The 20,541-nt window shown below is 72.4% G+C and carries 14 protein-coding genes; 8 read left to right on the top strand and 6 right to left on the bottom strand.

What is annotated here, in order from left to right; genetic code table 11:
• Nucleotides 1–55: 55 nt before the first annotated feature.
• Entirely contained in the window at nt 56–1,426 is a 1,371-nt protein-coding gene (locus tag FYX01_RS08470; protein ID WP_150239281.1) for a nucleotide sugar dehydrogenase, read from the bottom strand.
• A gap of 103 nt (nt 1,427–1,529) precedes the next feature.
• Entirely contained in the window at nt 1,530–3,278 is a 1,749-nt protein-coding gene (locus FYX01_RS08465; protein ID WP_223830354.1) for a glycosyltransferase family 4 protein, read from the bottom strand.
• 211 nt (nt 3,279–3,489) lie between these two features.
• Here FYX01_RS08465 and wecB point away from each other — a divergent pair, with 211 nt between their 5' ends.
• The 3 genes from wecB (at nt 3,490) to FYX01_RS08450 (ending at nt 8,995) form a co-directional block, all read left to right on the top strand.
• A complete protein-coding gene (gene wecB, locus FYX01_RS08460) occupies nt 3,490–4,602 on the top strand; it encodes a non-hydrolyzing UDP-N-acetylglucosamine 2-epimerase (protein WP_150239277.1) in 1,113 nt (370 codons plus the stop codon).
• A 327-nt stretch (nt 4,603–4,929) separates the two neighbouring features.
• The gene (locus tag FYX01_RS08455) at nt 4,930–6,720 is read left to right on the top strand and encodes a hypothetical protein (protein ID WP_150239275.1); all 1,791 of its coding nucleotides are present in this window, start codon (nt 4,930–4,932) and stop codon (nt 6,718–6,720) included.
• Between the two features lie 58 nt (nt 6,721–6,778).
• Nucleotides 6,779–8,995, top strand: a complete 2,217-nt coding sequence (locus tag FYX01_RS08450; protein ID WP_223830353.1) for a glycosyltransferase — start codon at nt 6,779–6,781, stop codon at nt 8,993–8,995.
• Nucleotides 8,996–9,012: 17 nt separating this feature from the next.
• On the opposite strand, the gene FYX01_RS08445 is transcribed toward FYX01_RS08450, so the two are convergent.
• Together FYX01_RS08445 and FYX01_RS08440 are read right to left on the bottom strand one after the other, a co-directional pair.
• Nucleotides 9,013–10,299: a sensor histidine kinase gene (locus FYX01_RS08445; protein WP_150239273.1), complete on the bottom strand. Its 1,287-nt coding sequence runs from the start codon at nt 10,297–10,299 to the stop codon at nt 9,013–9,015.
• 67 nt (nt 10,300–10,366) lie between these two features.
• The gene (locus FYX01_RS08440; RefSeq protein WP_017570862.1) at nt 10,367–11,035 is read right to left on the bottom strand and encodes a response regulator transcription factor; all 669 of its coding nucleotides are present in this window, start codon (nt 11,033–11,035) and stop codon (nt 10,367–10,369) included.
• Between the two features lie 532 nt (nt 11,036–11,567).
• Here FYX01_RS08440 and FYX01_RS08435 point away from each other — a divergent pair.
• A complete protein-coding gene (locus tag FYX01_RS08435) occupies nt 11,568–12,155 on the top strand; it encodes a hypothetical protein (RefSeq protein ID WP_150239271.1) in 588 nt (195 codons plus the stop codon).
• Between the two features lie 131 nt (nt 12,156–12,286).
• Here FYX01_RS08435 and FYX01_RS08430 read toward each other — a convergent pair whose 3' ends face one another.
• Nucleotides 12,287–14,422 carry a 5'-nucleotidase C-terminal domain-containing protein gene (locus tag FYX01_RS08430; RefSeq protein ID WP_150239270.1) on the bottom strand — a complete coding sequence of 712 codons (2,136 nt, stop codon included), beginning with the start codon at nt 14,420–14,422 and terminating at the stop codon, nt 12,287–12,289.
• 339 nt (nt 14,423–14,761) lie between these two features.
• On the opposite strand from FYX01_RS08430, the gene FYX01_RS08425 reads away from it, so the two are divergent.
• Nucleotides 14,762–15,322 carry a hypothetical protein gene (locus FYX01_RS08425; RefSeq protein ID WP_150239268.1) on the top strand — a complete coding sequence of 187 codons (561 nt, stop codon included), beginning with the start codon at nt 14,762–14,764 and terminating at the stop codon, nt 15,320–15,322.
• Between the two features lie 13 nt (nt 15,323–15,335).
• Here FYX01_RS08425 and FYX01_RS08420 read toward each other — a convergent pair whose 3' ends face one another.
• Nucleotides 15,336–16,430, bottom strand: coding sequence for a serine/threonine-protein kinase (locus tag FYX01_RS08420; RefSeq protein WP_150239266.1), 1,095 nt, complete (start codon nt 16,428–16,430; stop codon nt 15,336–15,338).
• 170 nt (nt 16,431–16,600) lie between these two features.
• Here FYX01_RS08420 and FYX01_RS08415 point away from each other — a divergent pair, with 170 nt between their 5' ends.
• The 3 genes from FYX01_RS08415 to recD2 all read left to right on the top strand — a co-directional run bounded on the left by FYX01_RS08415 (nt 16,601) and on the right by recD2 (nt 20,491).
• Nucleotides 16,601–17,689: a hypothetical protein gene (locus FYX01_RS08415; protein ID WP_150239264.1), complete on the top strand. Its 1,089-nt coding sequence runs from the start codon at nt 16,601–16,603 to the stop codon at nt 17,687–17,689.
• A 108-nt stretch (nt 17,690–17,797) separates the two neighbouring features.
• A complete protein-coding gene (locus FYX01_RS08410; protein WP_150239262.1) occupies nt 17,798–18,223 on the top strand; it encodes an MmcQ/YjbR family DNA-binding protein in 426 nt (141 codons plus the stop codon).
• Between the two features lie 18 nt (nt 18,224–18,241).
• On the top strand, nt 18,242–20,491 hold the full coding sequence (recD2, locus tag FYX01_RS08405) for an SF1B family DNA helicase RecD2 (RefSeq protein ID WP_150239260.1): 2,250 nt from the start codon (nt 18,242–18,244) through the stop codon (nt 20,489–20,491).
• The last annotated feature ends 50 nt before the right edge of the window (nt 20,492–20,541 follow it).

Below are 20,541 nucleotides of genomic sequence, written 5' to 3'. Positions count from 1 at the left end.
CACCGGTGGGTGTCCGGATCGGCGTGCCTTCTCCGGGCGGGTGGACCCGGTCAGATCACAGGACCTGCAACCCCTCGCGCGGGGCGTGGCGGCGGACCTGGGCGGGGATCCCCGGAGCGGAGTCGGTCTCGGGCTCGGGGCGGCGCAGTACGCCCCGGGTGTCCAGGAGCAGCCGCGCGTACTCCTCCAGGCGCTTGGGCCGGTACTCGCTGTGGTCGGTGAGCAGGATGGTCAGGTCGGCGTCGGCCAGTGCCTGCTCCAGGTCGGTGGACCGGGGCACGTCCACCCCGTCGACCTGCCACGACTCCACGTGCGGGTCGTGGTAGGTGAGGGTGGCGCCCTTGGCGGCCAGCTTGCGCGCGACCGGACGGGCCGGGGACTCGCGCTGGTCGGCGATGTCGGCCTTGTAGGTCACGCCCAGCAGCAGCACCTTGGAGCGCGACAGCGCCAGGCCGGAGTCGTTGAGCAGCTCCTGCGCCCGCTGGATGACGTAGGACGGCATCCGGCCGTTGATCTCCTGGGCCAGCTCCACGAACCGGAACGGGTATCCGAGGGTCTTGACCTTGTACGACAGGTAGTTCGGGTCGATGGGGATGCAGTGCCCGCCCACGCCCGGACCCGGATAGAAGGGCTGGAAGCCGAACGGCTTGGTGGCGGCCGCCGCGATGGAGTCCCACAGGTCGATGCCCAACTCCTGGCAGAAGATGGCCATCTCGTTCACCAGCGCGATGTTGACGTGCCGGTAGGTGTTCTCCAACAGCTTGGCCATCTCGGCCTCGCGGGTGCCGCGCGCCCGCACCACCGTGTTCACGAAGTCCGCGTAGAAGACCGCCGCGGCCTCACCGCACTCGGGGGTGAGCCCGCCGACCACCTTGGGCGTGTTGGCCACGCCGAAGGTCGGGTTGCCGGGGTCGATGCGCTCGGGCGAGAACGCCAGGTGGAAGTCGGCGCCCGCGACGAGGCCGGACTTCTCCAGCAGCGGACGGACCACCTCCTCGGTGGTGCCGGGGTAGGTGGTGGACTCCAGGATGACCAGGGTGCCCGGCTGCAGTTGCGCGGCGATCGACGTGGCCGCCGAGGTGACCGCGCCCAGGTCCGGGCCGCCCTCGGGCGACAGCGGCGTGGGAACGCAGATCACGATGGTGCGCGTGGTGGACAGGCACGTCGGGTCCGTGGTCGCGGTGAAACCGCGGTCCAGCATCTGGTGGACGTCCTCCGAGGAGAGGTCGTCCACATGCGACACCGCGTTGTTGAGCCCGTCGACGACGTGACCGCTCACGTCGAGGCCGGTGACCTTCAGGCCCGCGGACACGGCCTCGGCCGCCAGCGGCAGGCCGACGTAGCCGAGGCCGAGGACGACGAGATCACTGACCGCGCCGACGGGCTGCTCGGAAACAGGTGCTGGGTTGGAGGCTGCGGCATCCACTTCGTGGTCACACTCGCATTCGTTTCGTGAACGGGCGTAAATAGCGGGGAGTGCCATTGCTCAGTGCGTTGGACGTCTGAGTGTAAGCACGCGTTGGCCCCGATTACGGGTTCTGTCCTGGTTCGGTCATTTTTCGAATCAGAACCCGATACGCCTGGTTATAGCGGTATGCGGCCTCGGTCCAGGTGCGGTCCGCGCCAACGAGGCTGCGACCTGCACGACCGTAGGAAGCCCGCTTTTCATGACTGTAAGCGAGTTTTGTCAGCAGATCGGCTAGGCATGCCGATTCGCCCGCAGGAATTAACTCTCCTGTCACTCCCGGTTCCACAATCTCTCGCAAAGCGGGGAGATCACTGGCCACCACGGGAAGCCCGCCCGCCATGGCCTCCACGGGCTTGAGCGGGGTGACCAGACGGCACACCCTCTCGTCCCTCCGCGGCACGGCGAACACGTCCAGCGCGGCGTGGTGGGCGCGCACCCGGTCGGCGGGGACCCGGCCGGGGAAGTGCGCGACGCCCCCCAGGCCCAGGGAGGCCGCCCGGGCGCGCAGCGTGGGCAGTTCCGGGCCGTCCCCCACCACCAGGGCATGGGCCGGCTCCCCGCGCTCGCGCATCAGGGCCACCGCCTCCAACAGCACGTCCAGGCCCTCGTAGCCGAAGCAGCTGGTGGTGGTGCCCACCACGAACTCCTCCGCGCCGATCCCCAGCTCCCGGCGCACCCCGTCCCCCGGAGGCAGCGGTTCGAGGAAGGAGGCGTCCACCGCGTTGGGGACCACCAGCAGGCGCTCGCGCGCCACCCCCCGCGCCTCGATGTCGGCACGCATCGCCTCGCCCAGCGTCACCACCAGGTCGGCGGCCAGCATGCACTCGGTCTCGCTCGCGCGCTCGGCCCGGTAGAAGGCGTCGTCCACACTGCGCGAGGGGTCGCGGGACAGCCACGACTCCTCCAGGAAGCCCCGCACCTCGTACACCACCGGCAGACCGAACCTGCGGCCCAGCTCCAGCGCCAGGCGGGCGTTGTGGTGGTTGCTCGCGGCGTGCAGCACGTGCGGGCGCACCGCCTCCACCAGCTCCGACGCCATCCGCAGCCCCACCTCCAGCTCCCCGGCGGGGTCGGCCGGCGCCGCCCACGGGATCAGCCGGTGGTAGGAGACGCCGTCCAGCCGCACCAGCGTGCGCGGGTCAGGGACGCCCTTGGTGAGCGGGTACCCCGCCCGCGTGGCCACGTGCACGTCCATCCCGGCCTCGCGCTGGGCGACCGCGATCCGGTGGGTGCGCTGGGTGTACCCGGCGTTGGTGTGCGGCAGCGCGTTGGTCACCAGGTGCAGCACCCGCAGCCCCGATCCGGGTGACGACGGATCACCGGCCACACGCCAGCGGTCACCGTCGGGAACCTCCGGTCGCCGAGCGTTCACCGTGTCGTCGGGCCGCGTTCGGGCATCGCGGGTTAACGTGATCCCGTGACGGTCGGGCGACGTGGACGGGGACGCGGGAACAGCGCGTCCCGTGGCCAGGGCCGTCCGGTACTCCGCGGCCTCCCGGAGGGAACCCTCCGGGAGCCGCTCGACCAGCTCACGGGCGGTCTCCGCGTCTCCCGCCGCCAGGCAGGCCGCCACCAGGCGGCCCACCCGGCGGGGAGGGGCGCCGCTCGCCGCGGCGAGCACCGCCTCGCGGGCGTCGCCGCGTCGGCCCTGGTCCCACAGGGCGTAGGCACGGGCCCTGCCGCCCGCACGGGCGGCCAGGGCGCGGACCGCGCGCCGCGGTGGGCCGGGTACCAGTCGCAGCGTCAGCAGCGGCAGCCGGGCCGGGTCGGACCGCAGGTGTCGCCAGGCCAACGACAGGGTGAACGTCACCGCCCGCGGCCAGCGGGTACGAGGACGCGGAACCTGGGATTCGGAAGCTTGGGTGTCATGCACGGTCAGTCACACAACCACGCCGACGTGACCATGTGGTGACACCACGGCGACACGGACGGGACGGCTCGGGCAAAGAACGTCGCCGGACCACACCAGCCCCGCCGGTCACGGCGGGAACATCACCCCAACAGAAGGAAACGTGAGAGTCGTGGCAACGAGCGCCCCCCTGGGGAGCCAGGACACAGGGATCGTGCACGTCGTCGGCGCGCGCCCCAACTTCGTCAAGGCCGCGCCCGTCGTCTCCGCCCTGCGCGGGCGCGGCGCCCACCAGTCGGTCGTGCACACCGGCCAGCACTACGACGACCGCATGTCCGCCGTGTTCTTCCGCGACCTGAACCTGCCCACCCCCGATGTCGACCTCGGCGTGGGATCGGGCTCCCACGCGGCCCAGACCGCCGCCCTCATGGTGGGTCTGGAGAAGGAGTTCACCGCGCGCCAGCCCGGCATGGTGGTCGTCTACGGAGACGTCAACTCCACCGTCGCCGCCGCCCTGGTGGCCGCCAAGCTGCGGATCCCCGTGGCCCACGTGGAGGCGGGCCTGCGCTCCTTCGACGACACCATGCCCGAGGAGATCAACCGCCGGGTCACCGACCAGCTCAGCGACCTGTGCTTCGCCACCAGCCCGGAGGCCATCGGCCACCTGGCCGCCGAGGGCGTCGCGCCCGACCGCGTCCACCTGGTCGGCAACCCCATGATCGACACCCTGCTGGGCAACCTCGACCGCTTCGACGTCGAGGCCCTGCGGGACCGCCTCGACCTGCCCGAGCGCTACGTCGCCGCCACCCTGCACCGGCCCGCGAACGTGGACGACCCCGACAACGTCGCCCGACTCACCGAGCGCCTGCACGGGATCGCCGAGCTCGCCGACGTGGTCATGCCCGTGCACCCGCGCGGCAGGGCCGCCTTCGACCGGGTCGGGCTCGGCGACCACCCGCGCGTGCGACTCCTCGAACCCCTCGGCTACCTCGACTTCGTCGCCCTGACCCGCGGCGCCGCCGCCGTGGTCACCGACTCCGGCGGCGTGCAGGAGGAGACCACCATCCTCGGGGTCCCCTGCCTGACCCTGCGCCCCAACACCGAACGCCCCGTCACCATCACCCACGGCACCAACCAGCTCGTCACGGAGGCCGACCTCATCCAGGCCGTCACCAAGGTCCTGCACGGGCAGACCCCCGAGCGGATCGGCGACGACACCCCGCCCCTGTGGGACGGGCACGCCGGTGAGCGCATCGCCTCCGTCCTCACCCAGTGGTCCAGGTGAACCCCATGACACACGAGAACCGCAACCCCGTCCCCGAGCCCAGGCACGCCCGGGAGGGAACCCGGGAACGCGCCGTTCCCGCCCCGGCCCCGACGGGCGGCCGCGGCATCGTCCCGATTCCCCCACAGCGGTCCAGGTAACCCACCATGGCAAACGTCCATCAGTCCTCTCCGCCCAGACGCCCGGCCGGACCCGCGACACGCCTCGCCAAGGGCATCCGTACCCGGCCGGGCACGCGCCGGGGGTACCGCCCCGCGACGTCGGCCCCACCACAGCCGACCGACGCAGTGGTTTCGCCGATCCGACCAGAACACAAGGTGGCAGACCGTGAAACGGCGTGAACAGAGCCAGACCGAACAGCTCCGCCAGGCGCTGGCCGAGCGCGAGGCCCAGCTCCAGGAGGCACGCGTGCGGCTGGCGGCCGTGGAGGGCTCCACCTCTCTCCAGGTGGGGCGCGCGCTCACGGCCGCCGCGAAGAAGCCCGGCCGGTCCCTGGTCAAACTCCCGCGTGACCTCTACCGCCTCTGGCGGCGCAGCGGAACCACCCGGCACACCGAACGCCGCCGCGGCGTCGAGCCGGTCCGCTCCTTCGACGCGGACCGCCAGGAGGCCCGACTCCTCACGGGTGTACCGGGCGGCAGCGAGAACCTGCTCGTGGCCGCCACCGTCGTCGGCCCCGCCATCGCCGAGGCGATCGACCCGTACGTGCAGCCGGTCTCCCTGCGACCGCACGACGCCCAGATCGTCATGGACGGCGTGGACGTGGACCTGGTCCTGGTCTCCGCCTCGGCCGCCGCCCCGGGCTCGCCGTGGGCACACGTGGGCGACCCCGCGGTCGTGGACCGCACCCGTGCCCTGCACTGGGTGCTGGAGTCCGCCGCCGCACGGGGCATCCCCACCGTCCTGATCGACGACGCCCCCTCCCCGCCCGCACTGCGCGAACTGGGCTTCGACAGGATCCACAGGGGGGACGCCGGGGTCCCGCTGCACCTGTTCAACCCGGTGGCCGCCCACCTGACGCCCGGACCCAAGGCGGTGTTCGTGCGCGGCCACCGCGACGAGCCCGTCCCGGACGTCCTCACCGAGCTGGGCGCGGGCGTGGTGGACGCCGACTCCTCCGGCCTGGCCGACGCCCTGCGCGCCGCCAACGTCGCCGTCGTCCCCGCGTTCCCGAGCGAGGACACACGCCTGCGCCGACGTGCCTGGGCGTGCGGTACCCGCGTGGTCGCCCACGCGGCGGTCCCGGACCCGGACGACCCCGCCGCGGAGGGACTGGCGGTCACGGTGCCGCGCCTGCGTGCCGAGGAGCCCACACCCTCCGAGCAGCGGGGCATGCTCCGGCAGGTCTTCCTCCGGGAGGCCACGCCGGTCCGCCTCGCCGAGATCCTGGACGGCCTGGGCTTCCCGCCCGGGACCCCGGGCTCGGAACTGCCGCTGCGGGGCCGCTCCGTGGCCGTCCTCGCCGACCCGGCGGGGGAGGCCGACGCCGACCTGCTCGCCGACGACCTGCTGGCGGCGTTCCTGAAGCCCACGGAGGTGGTCGTGCCCAGCACGGCCTCACACCTGCCCGGGATCCGGCGGCTGCGGGCCGAGGGCGTCACCGTGCGCACCGCGCGCTTCAGCGCCCCGGACACCCCCGAGGAGCTGACCCGGAGCACACCCGACATCCGGGTCGGCGGGCTCGGGCCGGAGCGGTGGGCGGTCCTGGCCGAGCGCGCCACCGCGCCCTGGGCGCACCTGTGGACCGCACCCGTGGGACGCAGCCGGCTCGCCGACCTGGTGTGCGCGGTCGAGTGCTCGGACGCCGACGCGGTCGGCACCGTGGACCTCGGCTCCGGGGAGCCGGGCGGCGGCACGGGCGGCCAACCGCCGGGAGGCGGGGCACGCGGGCTCTTCGACCGCCCGAGCACCGGCGAGCAGCAGTACGTCTTCGTCAGCGCGGTCGTCCCGGAACTGGCCCGTACCGGACTGCTGCGGCGCGGCTGGGATCCCGCGGAGTGGAACCGCCGCGGTACCCGGCTCCTGGCCCTGGGGCCCGACCACGGTACGGGCACCGACCCCGACGCCGAGGACGCCGTGTACAACACCACGGACGCCCCGAGCGGTGCGGTCGGTTGACCACCGACCGCGCCGACCGCCCCGCACGGGCAACGAGAAAGCATCCGAAGGGAAGAACGTGAGTACACCGCCTCCGCGCGCACTCCTGTACGGGGACGTGGACCTCAACATCATCGACGGTTCCGCGATCTGGGCGCAGTCGATGGCGCAGGCCCTGGCCGCCGCCGGATGCGAGGTCACCCTGCTGCTGAAGGCGCCCGTGCGCACCGACCGGCTCACCGAGCCCCTGACCAGGGTGCCCGGAGTCAGGCTCCTGCATCCCCACGAGGACAAGGCACTGCCGGACCTGGAGCCGCGGGGGCTCACTCCGGAGCAGGCCGTCACCCTGATGACCAGGTACCACGAGCGCAGGGCCTTCGACCTGGTGGTCGTGCGCGGCCGCCGCCTGGCCGGGCTGGCCGCGCAGGAGGAGGCACTGGCGGGACGCCTGTGGACCTACCTGACCGACTTCCCGCACAGTGTGGGAGAGCTGTCGGCGACAGCCACCACCGAGCTCACCGAGATCGCGCTGGCCTCCCGGTTCCTGCTCTGCCAGACCGAGGAGCTGCGCGCCTTCCTGGAGGCGTCGGTGCCCGCCGCCTGCGGCCGGTCGGTCCTGTTCCCGCCCGTGGTGGTCGTTCCCGAGGACGCGCGCGCGGACGGGGAGGCGCACGCCCGGGCCCGCATGGCCTACACGGGCAAGTTCGCGCCGCGGTGGAACACCCTGGAGATGACCGAGCTGCCCGCCGAGCTGGCGCGGCGCGGGGTGGACGCCGAACTGGTGATGATCGGCGACAAGATCCACGCGGAGCCCGCCGACTGGGCCAGGCGCATGCGCAGGGCCCTGGAGGACACCCCGGAGGTGGACTGGCGCGGCGGGATGTCGCGTGCCGACGCGCTCCGCCAGGCCGCCGAGTGCGGCTTCGGGCTCTCCTGGCGCGACCCGTCCATGGACGCCAGCCTGGAGATGTCCACCAAGGTGCTGGAACTGGGCGCGCTCGGACTGCCGGTGGTGCTCAACCGCACTCCCATGCACGAGACGATGCTGGGAGCCGACTACCCGCTGTTCGCCGGCGCGGACGTCTCCTCGGTCGCCGAGGTGGTCGCCCGCGCCCACAACGACCGCGCGGTCTACGCGGACGCCGCCGCGCGCTGCCGCGACGCCGCGGCCGACCACACCCTGGAGCGGGCGGCCGAGCGGCTGCGCGGCTACCTCACCGAGGCGCTGCCCCCGGCACCGGCGGGCGCCGACCCGGACCGGCCGCTCAAGGTGGTCGTGGCCGGGCACGACATGAAGTTCTTCACCCGCCTGGCCGAGTACCTGGACTCGCTGCCCGGGCTGGACGTGCGCATGGACGAGTGGGAGGGGCTGAGCACCCACGACCAGTACCGGTCCCGCGAGCTGGCGGGCTGGGCGGACGTGGTGATCTGCGAGTGGTGCGGGCCCAACGCCCTGTTCTACGCCAAGTGGAAACGGCCCGACCAGCGGCTGATCGTGCGGCTGCACCGCTTCGAGCTGTACGCGGAGTGGCCGCGCAAGCTCGACATCGACAAGGTGGACGCCGTGGTGTGCGTGAGCCCCCACTACGCCGACCTGACCCGGGAGCTGACCGGATGGCCCGCCGACAAGGTGGTCGTGATGCCCAACTGGGTGGACGACGAGCAGTTGGACCGGCCCAAGCTCTCCGGCGTGGAGTACTCGATGGGCATGGTCGGGATCGCTCCGTCGCGCAAGCGCCTGGACCGGGGCCTGGACGTGCTGTCGGAGCTGCGGCGCATGGACCCGAGGTACACGCTGTCGGTGAAGACCAAGCAGCCGTGGGAGTACTGGTGGGTCTGGAACCGCCCGGAGGAGCGCGCCTACTTCGAACGCGTGTACCGGAGGATCCAGCGTGACGACCTCCTCGCCTCCGGGGTGGTGTTCGACCCGTTCGGGCCGGACGTGGCCACCTGGCTGCGGCGGGTGGGGTTCATGCTCTCCACCAGCGACGACGAGTCGTTCCATCTGGCTCCGGCCGAGTGCGCCGCCTCGGGCGGAGTGCCCGCGCTGCTGCCGTGGCCGGGCGCGGACACCATCTACGACCCGCACTGGATCCACGACGACGCGGTGGCGATGGCCGAGTCCATCCACGCGACCGTGAGCGAGGGACGCTTCGCCGCCGAGGCGGAGCGTGCGCGCGGGGAGGTCACCAAGGCCTACGGCCTGGGCCGGGTGCGTTCACTGTGGAGTGACCTGGTGGTGCGGGGCAAGACTCCCGACCAGGCGGAGCAGTCCACCGCCAGGGCGGACGCCTGAGGCCCGCATCCCGGAGTTCAGACCGGGCCGGTCATCTTCGACAGGCCGCCCGCCCCCGCGGGCAGGAACAGCGCGAAGGTGGTCGGCCTGGTCTGCACCAGCTCGATCCGTGCGCCCTCGGACTCGGCGATGTGCCGGGCCAGCGCCAGCCCCAGGCCGGTGCCGCCGCTCCCGCTGACCTCGCGTTCGAAGATCCGGCCCGCCAGGTGCTCGGGAACCCCCTCGCCCTCGTCGCTCACCTCGATGCGCACCGACTGGTCGGTGTCGAGGCGGCGGACGGTCACCGTGCCCGCGCCGTGCTTGTAGGCGTTCTCCACCAGGGTCGCGATGATCTGCGCCAGGTCGGTGGGGACGGTCATGGCCGTCAGCCCAGACACCCCGGTGACCAGCAGCCTGCGCTGCTCGGCATGGAAGACCGGCTGCCACTCGGCCTGGACGTGGTTGAGGACGGGGTCGACCTCCACCGCCTCCACCTCGGGGTTCTGACTCTTGCGGGCCCGCCCCAGCAGGCTCTCCACGGTCTCCACCAGGCGTTCGGTCTGGGCCAGGGCGGCCTCGCCCTCCTCACGGACCACCTCCGAGTCGTCGGCCTCGGCGAGGATCTCCTCCAGGCGCATCATCAGTGCGGTCAGCGGTGTGCGCAGCTGGTGTGAGGCGTCGGTGGCGAAGTGGCGCTCGGTGGCGATCAGCCCGGCGATGCGCTCGGCGCTGCGGTCCAGGACCTCCGCCACCCGGTCGGCCTCGGGGATCCCGTAGCGGTGGCCCCAGGGCGTGGTCACCCCGGATCCCAGCCGTTCGGCGGTGACCGCCAGGTCGATCAGGGGCAGTGTGAGCCTGCGGGCCTGGAACATCGACAGCCCCACGGCGACGCCGATGGCCAGCAGGGACAGGGACGCGATCCCCAGCCACGCGCGGACCACGCTCTGCTGCACGCCCTCGGCGCTCGTCCACACCTCGACGAGCGTGCCCCGCCCGGTGGTGGCCGTGGCCTTCAGCGCGCTCGGGGAGCCGGGAGCCTCGGGGTCGAGGGCGGGGTCGCCCGCGGTCACCGGGTCGGACGCGTCGGCCGGGGTGATCCGGATGAAGCGGTTCGGATGGTCCCGGTCGAACTCCCCCGGGTTGAGTTCGCCGCGGGCCTCCAGCATGGTGTCGCTCTCGGCACCGATCAACTCCGCCTCGCCCTGGAGCTGGCGGGTGCTCTCGTCGTACACCAGCTTGTACGTGAGCGCGCCCAGAGGCAGCCCGAGCAGCATGACGGCGATGACGGTCACCACCAGGGTGGAGAAAACCATCCGCCTGCGCATGTCACCTCATGTCCGTCCGACCCGGAGGCGGCCGACCGGCGCGGGGCGCCTCGGACCCGGGGCCGTGTCAGTCTCGTTCGAACCGGAAGCCCACACCCCGAACGGTCGTGATGTACGACGGCTGGTTGGCGTCGTCGCCCAGCTTGCGGCGCAGCCAGGAGATGTGCATGTCCAGGGTCTTGGTGGACCCCCACCAGTTGGTGTCCCAGACCTCGCGCATGATCTGCTCACGGGTGACCACCTTGCCCGCGTCCCGGACGAGTACGCGCAGGAGGTCGAACTCCTTGGTGGTGAGTTGTAGCTCGCGTTCGCCCAGCCAGGCGCGGCGGGAGTCGTTGTCGATGCGTACACCGTGCACGACGGGCACCTCGGCGCCGCCCCGGCGCAGCAGGGCACGGACACGGGCCAGCAGTTCGGCCAGTCGGAAGGGCTTGGTGACGTAGTCGTCGGCGCCCGCGTCGAGACCGACGACGGTGTCGACCTCGTCGGCGCGCGCGGTCAGGATGAGGATCGGCGTTCCGTGACCCTCGGCCCGGAGCCGACGTGCCACCTCGAGCCCATCCATTTCGGGCAGCCCGAGATCCAGGACCATGAGGTCGATGTCTCCCGCACGGGCACGGTCGAGTGTCTCAATGCCGTTGACGGTCACGTCCACCGTGTAACCCTCGCGTCGGAGTGCGCGCGCGAGAGGCTCGGAGATCGAGACATCGTCTTCGGCCAGCAAAACGCAGGTCATGGTGCCGATCGTAGGTCCGGGGTCGTGCATTTCCCTATTATGCGCGCCGGATGTGCCAAGGTTGGCCGAAAATACGCTAATCACATATCGGGCAAATCGTCCAATTAGCCATCTTGAGTGCTTTCTTTGTACTTACATGGTGAAACTGGGGTGCCCGTGGTGCGCGTGCTCCGAATGCCGCGCTGAGCGAGCCTAGGTCTCCCCCCGTATGAGCGCCGCGCTGGGAAAGTGACAGGATCCGTAGCAAACGGGTAATAAAGCGGCATGGACGGACGCCGAAACGCGATGGAGCGCCCGTCGCCCACCGACCGGCCTCCGCCGACGCGCGCCGCCTGGCCCGGCAGCCCAGACAGCGAGGAGACCGCACGTGAACCCACCTGAGACGCCCGGGCACGGCGGCGGACCCGGCCCGTGGCCCAGACAGCCTCCCCCGGGCCCGCCTCCGCAGGGTCCGCCTCTCCCGGGTCCGCCGACTCCACACGGGCCCCTCGGCCGGCGGCCGGCCCGGCCGGGCCGCTACGGCGCCGGTCTGGTGGCCGTCCTCGCCGTGATCGCGGTACTGGGGGGAGCCTCCTTCCTCGGCGGCGGGATCGCCCTCGGCGGGATGCTGACCGACCGTGTCGCGGCGGCCGGCGGTCCCGAGCCGTCGGAGGAGCCCAGCGAGGCGCCGTCGGAGCCGGCGTCGCCGACCGCGCCCCCGGCCCCCACCGAGGAACCCGCCGCGCCGACCGACGAGCCCGCACGGGAGCCGACGGAGGATCCGACCGCGGGGGAACTCATGTCATCCGAGGAGCTGGTCACCGGGTTGCGTGGCGACTTCGGCATCGACTCGCGCCAGGACATCACCGAGGAGGTCTGCGCCTCGACCGACGGGGAGGAGCACAACGTCTTCCAGTGCACCTCCTCGATGGACACCAACCTGGTGCGGGTGGCCGCCTTCGAGAACGACGGAATCGCCATGCTCACCGCGATGGCCATGCTGGAGAGCGAGGACAACACTGCGGAGGACGTCCAGGACGCCTGCCACTTCGTGCTGGTGTGGTTCGAGCACAACGGTCTGGACCAAGGCGAGCGCGACGACATGGCCGAGGCCGCGCGGGAGATCGCGGGCTGCCTCTGACCGGAGGCCGGGACCGTCCCCTTCCACCGGTGGCCGCCGGACACGGCAACGGGCCCGCCCCGGGTGTGCGACACCCGGGACGGGCCCGTCCCGTCAGCCGTGTGGGTCCGGCGCGGACCCGGGCCGTCGGCCTAGGAGTCCGGTTCCGCGGGCTCCCCGTCGGCGGGGCTCCCGCGCCTGCGGCCCAGGTAGAGCGCGGTACCGCCCGCGCCGGCGGCCACCACGGCGGCGGCGATCAGTCCGAACAGCGCGCCACCGGTCGTCGGCAGGGGGCCGTCGGCGTCCCCGCCGGGCTTGCCGGACCCGTCTCCCGGATCGGTCGGGCCCGTGCTCGGCGGGCCCGTGGGGCCGTCCGTCGGGTCGGCCGGGTCGGCCGGATCCGTGGGGTCACCGCTCGGCGGGTCGGTGGGACTCCCGCCGCCGTCGCCGTCCGGCACGGTGGCCCGCTCACCCACCACGATGCGGCCGGAACCGCCCTCGGGGTAGGCGGCCTCGGTGACCTGCCCCTCCAGAGTCCGGGTGAGCAGGTTCTCCAGGGCGCCCTGGTAGGTCGTGCCCACCACGGTGAAGTCCGCGCCGCGGAACGGGTACATGTCGCCGCCCCGTGCGGAGAAGTCGTTGGTCACGACCGTGACCGGGTCGCCGTCCACGACGTCGCCGTCCTCGACGAGCACCGTGCCGTCGTGCAGGACCACGTTGCGGACCCGCTCGCCGGGGGTGAGGACCTGACCGCCCTCGTCGACCACCTGCGCGGTGCGCTCCGGGTCGTAGGCGAAGTTGACCCCCGCTACCTGCATGAACGCGCCGCTGGCCGCGGGAGCGGCGGCCACGCCCTGCTCCAGCAGTTCCTTGACCTGTGAGCGGGGGAGGCTCGGGACCACCGCCACCTGGTTGGCGAACGGGGCGATCGAGTAGGTGTCCAGCGAGGTCAGCGGCCCCGCCGGGATCACCGAGGAGTTGCGGATGCCGCCGCCGTTCTGGATGCCGATCCGCGGCGCGGGGACCCCGTACTCGTCGGCGTTGCGGACGCCGGTGTCCAGCAGCGCGTCCGCCACCAGGTTGCCCAGGTTGGTCTCCTGGGTGCGGACGCCGGGGTCCCGGACGCCGTTGAGGTCGACCTCGCTCCGGGCCACCTCGGTCTCGGCCAGCCCGGTCACGTACTCGGAGACCGGTCCGGTCACCCGCGCCGCCACCTCGGGGTGGGGGTCGACCGCGTCCTCCCCGGTGCCGGAGACCCGGACCGGGCCGGAGCGGTCGGAGACCGACACCGCGTCGCCGTCGAAGTTCAGGACCAGGCGGCCCACGTACTTGTAGTTCGACCCGGCGGTGACGATCGGCACCTCGACGCCCTCGGGGTTGGTGGCCATCAGCGGGTAGGCCAGCGGCTCGCCGGTCTCCGGGTGCGCGGTGACCTCGTCGCCGGGCACCAGGGCGTCGTCCGGGTCGGCCATCACCTCGTGGCCGCCACCCGCGACGATGGCGTCCACGCCGGTCAGTTCCTGGGCGACGCTCTCCTCGTAGGCGATGTTCTGCAGGTGCGAGAGCAGGATGATCTTGTCCACGCCCTCGTCGGTCAGCCGGTCGACCTCGGTCTGGACCGGCTCGACGACGTCGCTCACCACCACGTCGCGCGGGCTGGTGATGGTGGCCAGCGGCGGGTACAGCGCGCCGACGACGCCGACCTCGTGCCCGGAGGCCTCCACCACGGTGCTGGGCGCGATCCGGCCCTCCTCCGCCAGCTGGGCCAGGCCGGGCTCGGCGGACACGTCCACGTTGGCGGCGACCACCGTGGTGTCCCCCTCCAGCTGTCCGAGGAAGTCCGCGTACACGTCCGGACCGAAGTCGAACTCGTGGTTGCCCATGGAGATCGCGTCGTAGTCCGCGTGGTTGGCGGCGATGGCGTCGTAGAAGGGCGCGCCGTCCTCGCGGGAGGCGGCGAACTCCGGACCCGGAAGGTACATGTCACCGGAGTTGACGGTCACGACACCGCGCTCGTCGGCCTCGTCGCCCTCCGCGCCGGCACCGCTGCCCTCGGAGTCGCGCAACCGGTCGAGCAGCGTGGTGAAGCGGTCGGCGCCGCCGAAGCCCTGCTGCTCGGGGGCGGGCAGCAGCTGGGACTCGGGGTCGTTGGCGTGCAGGATCGTCAGGGTGAAGTCGGCGCCGTCCTCGGGGTTCGCGGGAACGGACGCACTCGCTGTGGGCGCGAACGGGGCCGCCAGGGCACTCGTCAGCACCAGTGCGGCCGAGGCGCGCACGAGTCTGGACATCTTTCCGGGGCTCCTTCGGAGGATGAACGTCGTCGGGGGACGAACGGGATTTCCGCCGGGGCGGACGGGGATCAGAGTGGTTCACCCTAGAGGCGGACGGATGACGGTTCACGTGTCGCGGGATTACGATTTGCAGAATCTGCGGTACCAATACAGGTTTTCGGCACGTCCGTATCGCGCTGAGTGACCCGGCGGCCCCCTCGGTCGCACTGGGTGCGCCGCCCGCGTGGTCCGTCTCCCCGCCGGAACGGGAGGAACACCCGTCCGGTTCCGCGCCTCCCGCTCCCCGGCCTCTACCATGGGGGGACGAGTCGGCTCGATATCCCTCGGAGGACGTCTGTGTTTCCCTCTGGCCAGGACCCGTACGACCCCGACGGGGCGCGGGACGGAGGCGGCGTACCGCCGCGGGGGATGCCCGACTTCGGTGCCCACCTCGACGCGCTCCGCCCCGACGCGCCCCTGCCCAGGAAGGTGGCGCTCGTCCGCGTCCTGATGTTCGTGGGCGGCGCCTGCGGGCTCGCGATGTCCGCCCTCTTCCTCATGGGGCTGAGCGTGCCCTCCGAGACCATGGCCGAGGCCATGCGGCAGCAGGCCGACGCCGCCGGCGAGGAGAACGCCGAGTTCTTCGCCGACGTCGACGCGGTGCGCGCCATGATGGTCGCCATGGCGGCGATCACCGGCGTGTACGGGCTGCTGTCCACGCTCCTGGCCGCCAGGATCAGCCGCCGCACGGTCGGCGTGTTCTGGGGCGTCGTGCTCTTCCAGGCCGCCGCGGGCGCGCTCCTGCTGTGGAACCTGTTCGCCGGGGACTTCTTCGCGATCGTCCCGCTGGGCTTCGCCGCCACGATGGTGGCCCACATGTTCTCCCGGGGGGCCCGCGCCCACTACGGGCTGCTCTGACCGGCGGCCGTCCTCAGCCCCGACCGGGGCCGGACCCGCGGCCGAACAGCCCGAGCCCCCCGCGCGGGGGCTGCGGCGGGCGCACCGCCACCTCCGTCCACCGGCGCTCCAGCAGCCGTCGCACGGCCGCCGCGTCCGGTTCCGCCGCGGACTCCCCGGCGCCTTCCGGCGCGCGCACCCCGCCCTCCGGGTTCTCCAGGGCCAGGGCGGCGCGCAGCAGTTCCGTGGCCTCGGGCCGCTCACCGGGCTCCTTGGCCATCGCGGCCAGCACCAGACGTTCCAGGCCGGGCGGCAGGTACTCCAGGTCCGGCTCCTCGAACATCACGCGCCGGGCCATCTCCTTGACCCCGGCCCGCCCGAACGGGTCGTGCGCGGCGGCGGCGAAGGCCACCGTGGCCCCCCACAGGAACACGTCGGCCCTCTGCGTCGTGGGCTCGCGCCGGTACTGCTCGGGGCTGATCCACCCCGGTGTGCCCAGCTTGTCGACCTGCTCGGCGACCCGCTCGTCGGGCAGCGACTCCGGTGACGGCAGCCTGAGGTCCCGGTAGGCCCGGCGCATCCTGCGCAGCCGGATCCACTTGGTGGGGTCGGGATCCTCCACCGGGTGCGCGATCCCGAAGTCCAGCAGCTTGGGGCCCCTCCCGGAGAGCACCACGTTGCCGGGTTTGAGGTCCCGGTGGACCACTCCGGCGGCGTGGATGGCCCGCAGCGCCTCCGCGACGCCCACGGCCAGTCCCAGCAGCATCCCCCCGCGCAGGCGGCCGTGCCGCTCCACGTGGTGGCGCAGGGTGGGACCCGGCACGTACTCGGTGATCATCCACGGCGGGTCGGCCTCCACGTCGGCGCGCACGAACCGCGCCACGGAAGGGCTGTTCACCCGGGACAGCAGGCGGGCCTCGTGCGCGAAACGCTCCCGGAAGCGCCGGTCGGCGGCCTGCTCGGCGTGGACGACCTTGACCGCCAGGTAGCCGTGCACGCCGGGGGAGTCGGCGGCGTAGACCGTGCCCATACCGCCGGAGCCGATCCGTCCCCGCACCCGGTGTCCGCCGACCTCGCGGGGGTCGCCCGGTTCCAGGGGGTCGAGTCTGCGCACGCCTCGCGCCTTCATGGGGACTCCCGCTTCGCTGGTGACACAGGGGACGCTGCTGCGCCGGATCCTATCCGCCTCCGGCGCGTCGGCCGGAGGGCGCACACGGTCGCGAACCCCTACGCAGCGGGAGATTCCGATATGAAGACGTCTTGAAGTGCAAGCTCGGCCGCGCGCACGGAAGGAACACGATGGAGTTCACCCTCCCCGGCGGATACCCGGTCCGCCTCACCCCCGACATGGTTCGGGCCCTGCGACGAGCCGAGCCCCTCCCCGCACGGCAGGGCGTGTGGTGCCCCGACGTCCGGCGGGACGAGGACAGCACCGCACTCGTCGCCGAGGGCCTCGCCACGCGCGACGCCCGCGGTGTGCTCGTCCTCAGTGGGCGCGGGGTCCAGACGCGGTCCAGGCTGGTGCGCCTGATCGGCCTGGTCGGAGAACCCGGCCAGGAGGACAGGGCCACGCTCGACCCCTCCCTTCCGCCGGAACGCGGACGAACGCTGCGCATCGCCCTGGACGAGGCCCGTGCCCGGAGGACCCCGCGCGACACCGGCCACTCGGACGGCTGGGGAAAGGCACTCCTGCGGGTCTCCTACGGGGTCTCCTGGGCCCTGGTCATGACCTGGCTGATCCTCGACCTCCCGTTCGGTGCCGACCTCGCCCTCATGGCGGCCACCGCCCTCGCCGTGGGAGGCGCGTCCCTGGCCCACGTGTTCCGCCGGCGCCGGGACGGCGAACGCGACCCCGTGCGGATCGTCGAGTCCGCCGAGGGGGAGTTCGTGTCCCCCGGCACGCTCGACGACGGCTCCCGCGCCCTGCCGGAGCGTGCGCAGAGGGCCGTCGACGCGGTCCTGGCCTCCCCGCTCCACGGACGGGGACTCCTGTTGGACACCGTGCGCAACCGTGTGGTGCTGGCCGACGTGGAGTGGGCGGCCGCCCGGAGCCTGCTCCACCAGACCCGGGTCAGGGAGCGGATCGACCGGACGCCCACGCCCGGGGAACGCAGCCGGGAGGCCGCCGCCCGGGCCTGCGCCGTCCTGGCCGCCGAGACGGCCGAGGTGACGGCGCGGACCGGGGTGTCGGAGGACTACGCGGACCGCGTGCGCACCGCCGAACTGGAAGAACAGGACCGCGTGTCGGCCCGGGAGCTCGACGCGATCGCCGTGGAGACCGCCGAGGCCGGTACCGTGCACGAGCAGAGCGGAGCGGTGCTCGACTCCCTCGTGAGCGCACAGGGACTCGCCCTGCGGGTCGCCGCGCTGGCGGACGACCCGGACTGAGCGCCCCGTCGCGCCGCCCGCCCGCGGGGCCGTCCACAGGGTGAGGCGGGGAATCCCGAACGTCGGCGGTCTCTGGCACTGTCGGAGGCGGAGGAAGGGAGCACCGCCATGACCCCGGGACAGTTCATCGACGCCGCCCTGTGGTTCCCCGAGGCCGACGAGAGCGAGCCCTTCGGCCCGGGCGCCCTGGTATACAAGGTGGCCGGACAGAAGATGTTCGCCCTGCTCACGGGGGGAGGCGACGGGAGCGGGCCGGCCACGGCCAACCTCAAGTGCGACCCCGAACTGGCCCTGGAGCTGCGGGACCAGTTCCCCGCCGTCACGCCCGGATACCACATGAACAAGAAGCACTGGAACTCCGTGCTCCTGGACGGCACGGTGCCCGAGGACGAGATCGTGGAGATGCTCGGACACTCCTACGTCCTGGTGGCCCGGAGCCTGCGCCGGGCCGACCGCGACCGCGTGCTCGCGGTCCTGGGCGAGGACGCGCCGCCGATCGGCGGTGTGCCCGCGGAGCCGCCGGAGCGTACGTGACCCGGAGAGGACGACCACGTGTCCGACAAGACCGCCCAACCAGCCGTTGTCCAGGGCGTCCTGGAGCGGCTCACCTACGCCAACGAGGAGACCGGGTACACCGTCGCCCGCGTCGACACCGGCCGTGGCAGCGACCTGCTCACCGTGGTCGGCTCCCTCATGGGCGTCCAGCCCGGTGAGGCGCTGCGCATGCGCGGCCGCTGGGGCTCCCACCCCCAGTACGGCCGCCAGTTCCACGTGGACGACTACACGACCGTCCTGCCCGCCACCGTCCAGGGCATCCGCCGCTACCTCGGCTCCGGGCTGATCAAGGGCATCGGCCCGAGGATGGCCGAGCGGATCGTCGACCACTTCGGCACCGACGCCCTGGACGTCATCGAGGAGCACCCCGAACGGCTCATCGAGGTCCCGGGCCTCGGACCCAAGCGCACCAAGCTCATCGCGGACGCCTGGGAGGAGCAGAAGGCGATCAAGGAGGTGATGGTCTTCCTCCAGGGGGTCGAGGTCACCACATCCCTGGCCGTGCGCATCTACAAGAAGTACGGCGACGCCTCCATCGACATCGTGCAGAAGGAGCCCTACCGGTTGGCCACCGACGTGTGGGGGATCGGCTTCAAGACCGCCGACACCATCGCCCAGGCGGTCGGTATCCCGCACGACAGCCCGCAGCGGGTGATGGCCGGGATCCAGTTCACCCTCTCGGAGTCCACCGGGGACGGGCACTGCTACCTGCCCGAGGAGAAACTCATCTCCGCCGCCGTGAAGATCCTCCAGGTGGAGGCCGGACTGGTGATCGAGTGCGTCGCCGAACTCGTGGCCACCGAGGGCGTGGTCCGGGAGACCGTCCCCGGGCCCGGGGACGAGCCCGTGCGCGCGGTCTACCTGGTGCCCATGCACCGCGCCGAGGTCGGCCTCACCTCAGGGCTCCGCACCCTGCTCTCCCACCCGGTGGACCGCATGCCCGCGTTCGCCGGGGTGGACTGGGCCGTGGCCCTGGACTGGCTGCACTCCCGCACCCGGGTCGAACTCGCCGACGCCCAGCGCGAGGCCGTGCGCCTGGCGCTCTCCGAGAAGGTGTGCGTGCTCACCGGTGGACCGGGGTGCGGCAAGTCCTTCACCGTCGCCTCCGTCGTCACCCTGGCCGCGGCCAAGCAGGCCAGGGTCATCATGGCCGCGCCCACGGGGCGCGCCGCCAAACGCCTCACCGAGATCACCGGGATCGAGGCCTCCACGGTGCACCGGCTCCTCGAACTCCGTCCGGGGGGCGAGGCCACCTACGACCGCGACAACCCGCTCGACTGCGACCTGCTGGTGGTGGACGAGGCCTCCATGCTGGACGTGCTCCTGGCCAACAAGCTGGTCAAGGCGGTCCCGCCCGGAGCGCACCTGTTGTTCGTCGGCGACGTGGACCAGTTGCCCTCCGTCGGCGCGGGGCAGGTGCTGCGCGACCTGCTCGACGAGGAGTCGCCCGTTCCGAGCGTGCGCCTGACCCACGTCTTCCGCCAGGCCCAGCACTCCGGCGTGGTCACCAACGCCCACCGGATCAACAGCGGTGAACAGCCGCACTTCCAGGGCATGACCGACTTCTTCCTCTTCCCCTGCGAGGAGTCCGAGAACGCCGCCGAGATGACCGTGGACGTGGTCGCCCGCCGTATCCCGCGCCGGTTCGGCCTCGACCCGCGCCGGGACGTGCAGGTCCTGACCCCCATGAAGGGCGGTCCGGCCGGGGCCACCAACCTCAACACGGCGCTCCAGGCCGCCGTGACCCCCTCGGGTGAGCACATCCCCGAACGCCGGTTCGGCGGCCGTGTCTTCCGCGTCGGCGACAAGGTCACCCAGATCCGCAACAACTACGAGAAGGGCGAGAACGGGGTGTTCAACGGAACCCTCGGTGTGGTCACGGGTATCGACTCCGTCGCCCAGGAGGTCCTGGTGCGCACCGACGAGGACGAGGAGATCGCCTACGACTTCGCCGAGCTCGACGAACTCGCCCACGCCTACGCCGTCACCGTGCACCGGTCCCAGGGCAGCGAGTACCCCGCCGTGGTCGTCCCCGTCACCACCAGCGCCTGGATGATGCTCCAGCGCAACCTGCTGTACACCGCCGTCACCAGGGCGAAGAAGCTGGTCGTCCTCGTCGGCTCCCGGCGCGCCCTGGCCCAGGCGGTCCGCAACGTCTCCTCCGGGCGCAGGCACACGGCCCTGGCACACCGGCTGCGTTCCGCCCGGCGGGCACCGCGGGAGGCCGCCGAGCCGAACACCCCCTGACCGCTCCGCCGCCGGGACCGGTGATGTCGTGGAGGATCGATACGCTGGGC

The sequence above is a fragment of the Nocardiopsis quinghaiensis genome (genome assembly GCF_008638365.1).
GTDB classification, from domain to species: domain Bacteria; phylum Actinomycetota; class Actinomycetes; order Streptosporangiales; family Streptosporangiaceae; genus Nocardiopsis; species Nocardiopsis quinghaiensis.
The sequence above is the reverse complement of the archived record's forward strand: the minus strand, read 5'-3'. Positions and strand labels throughout refer to the sequence as shown.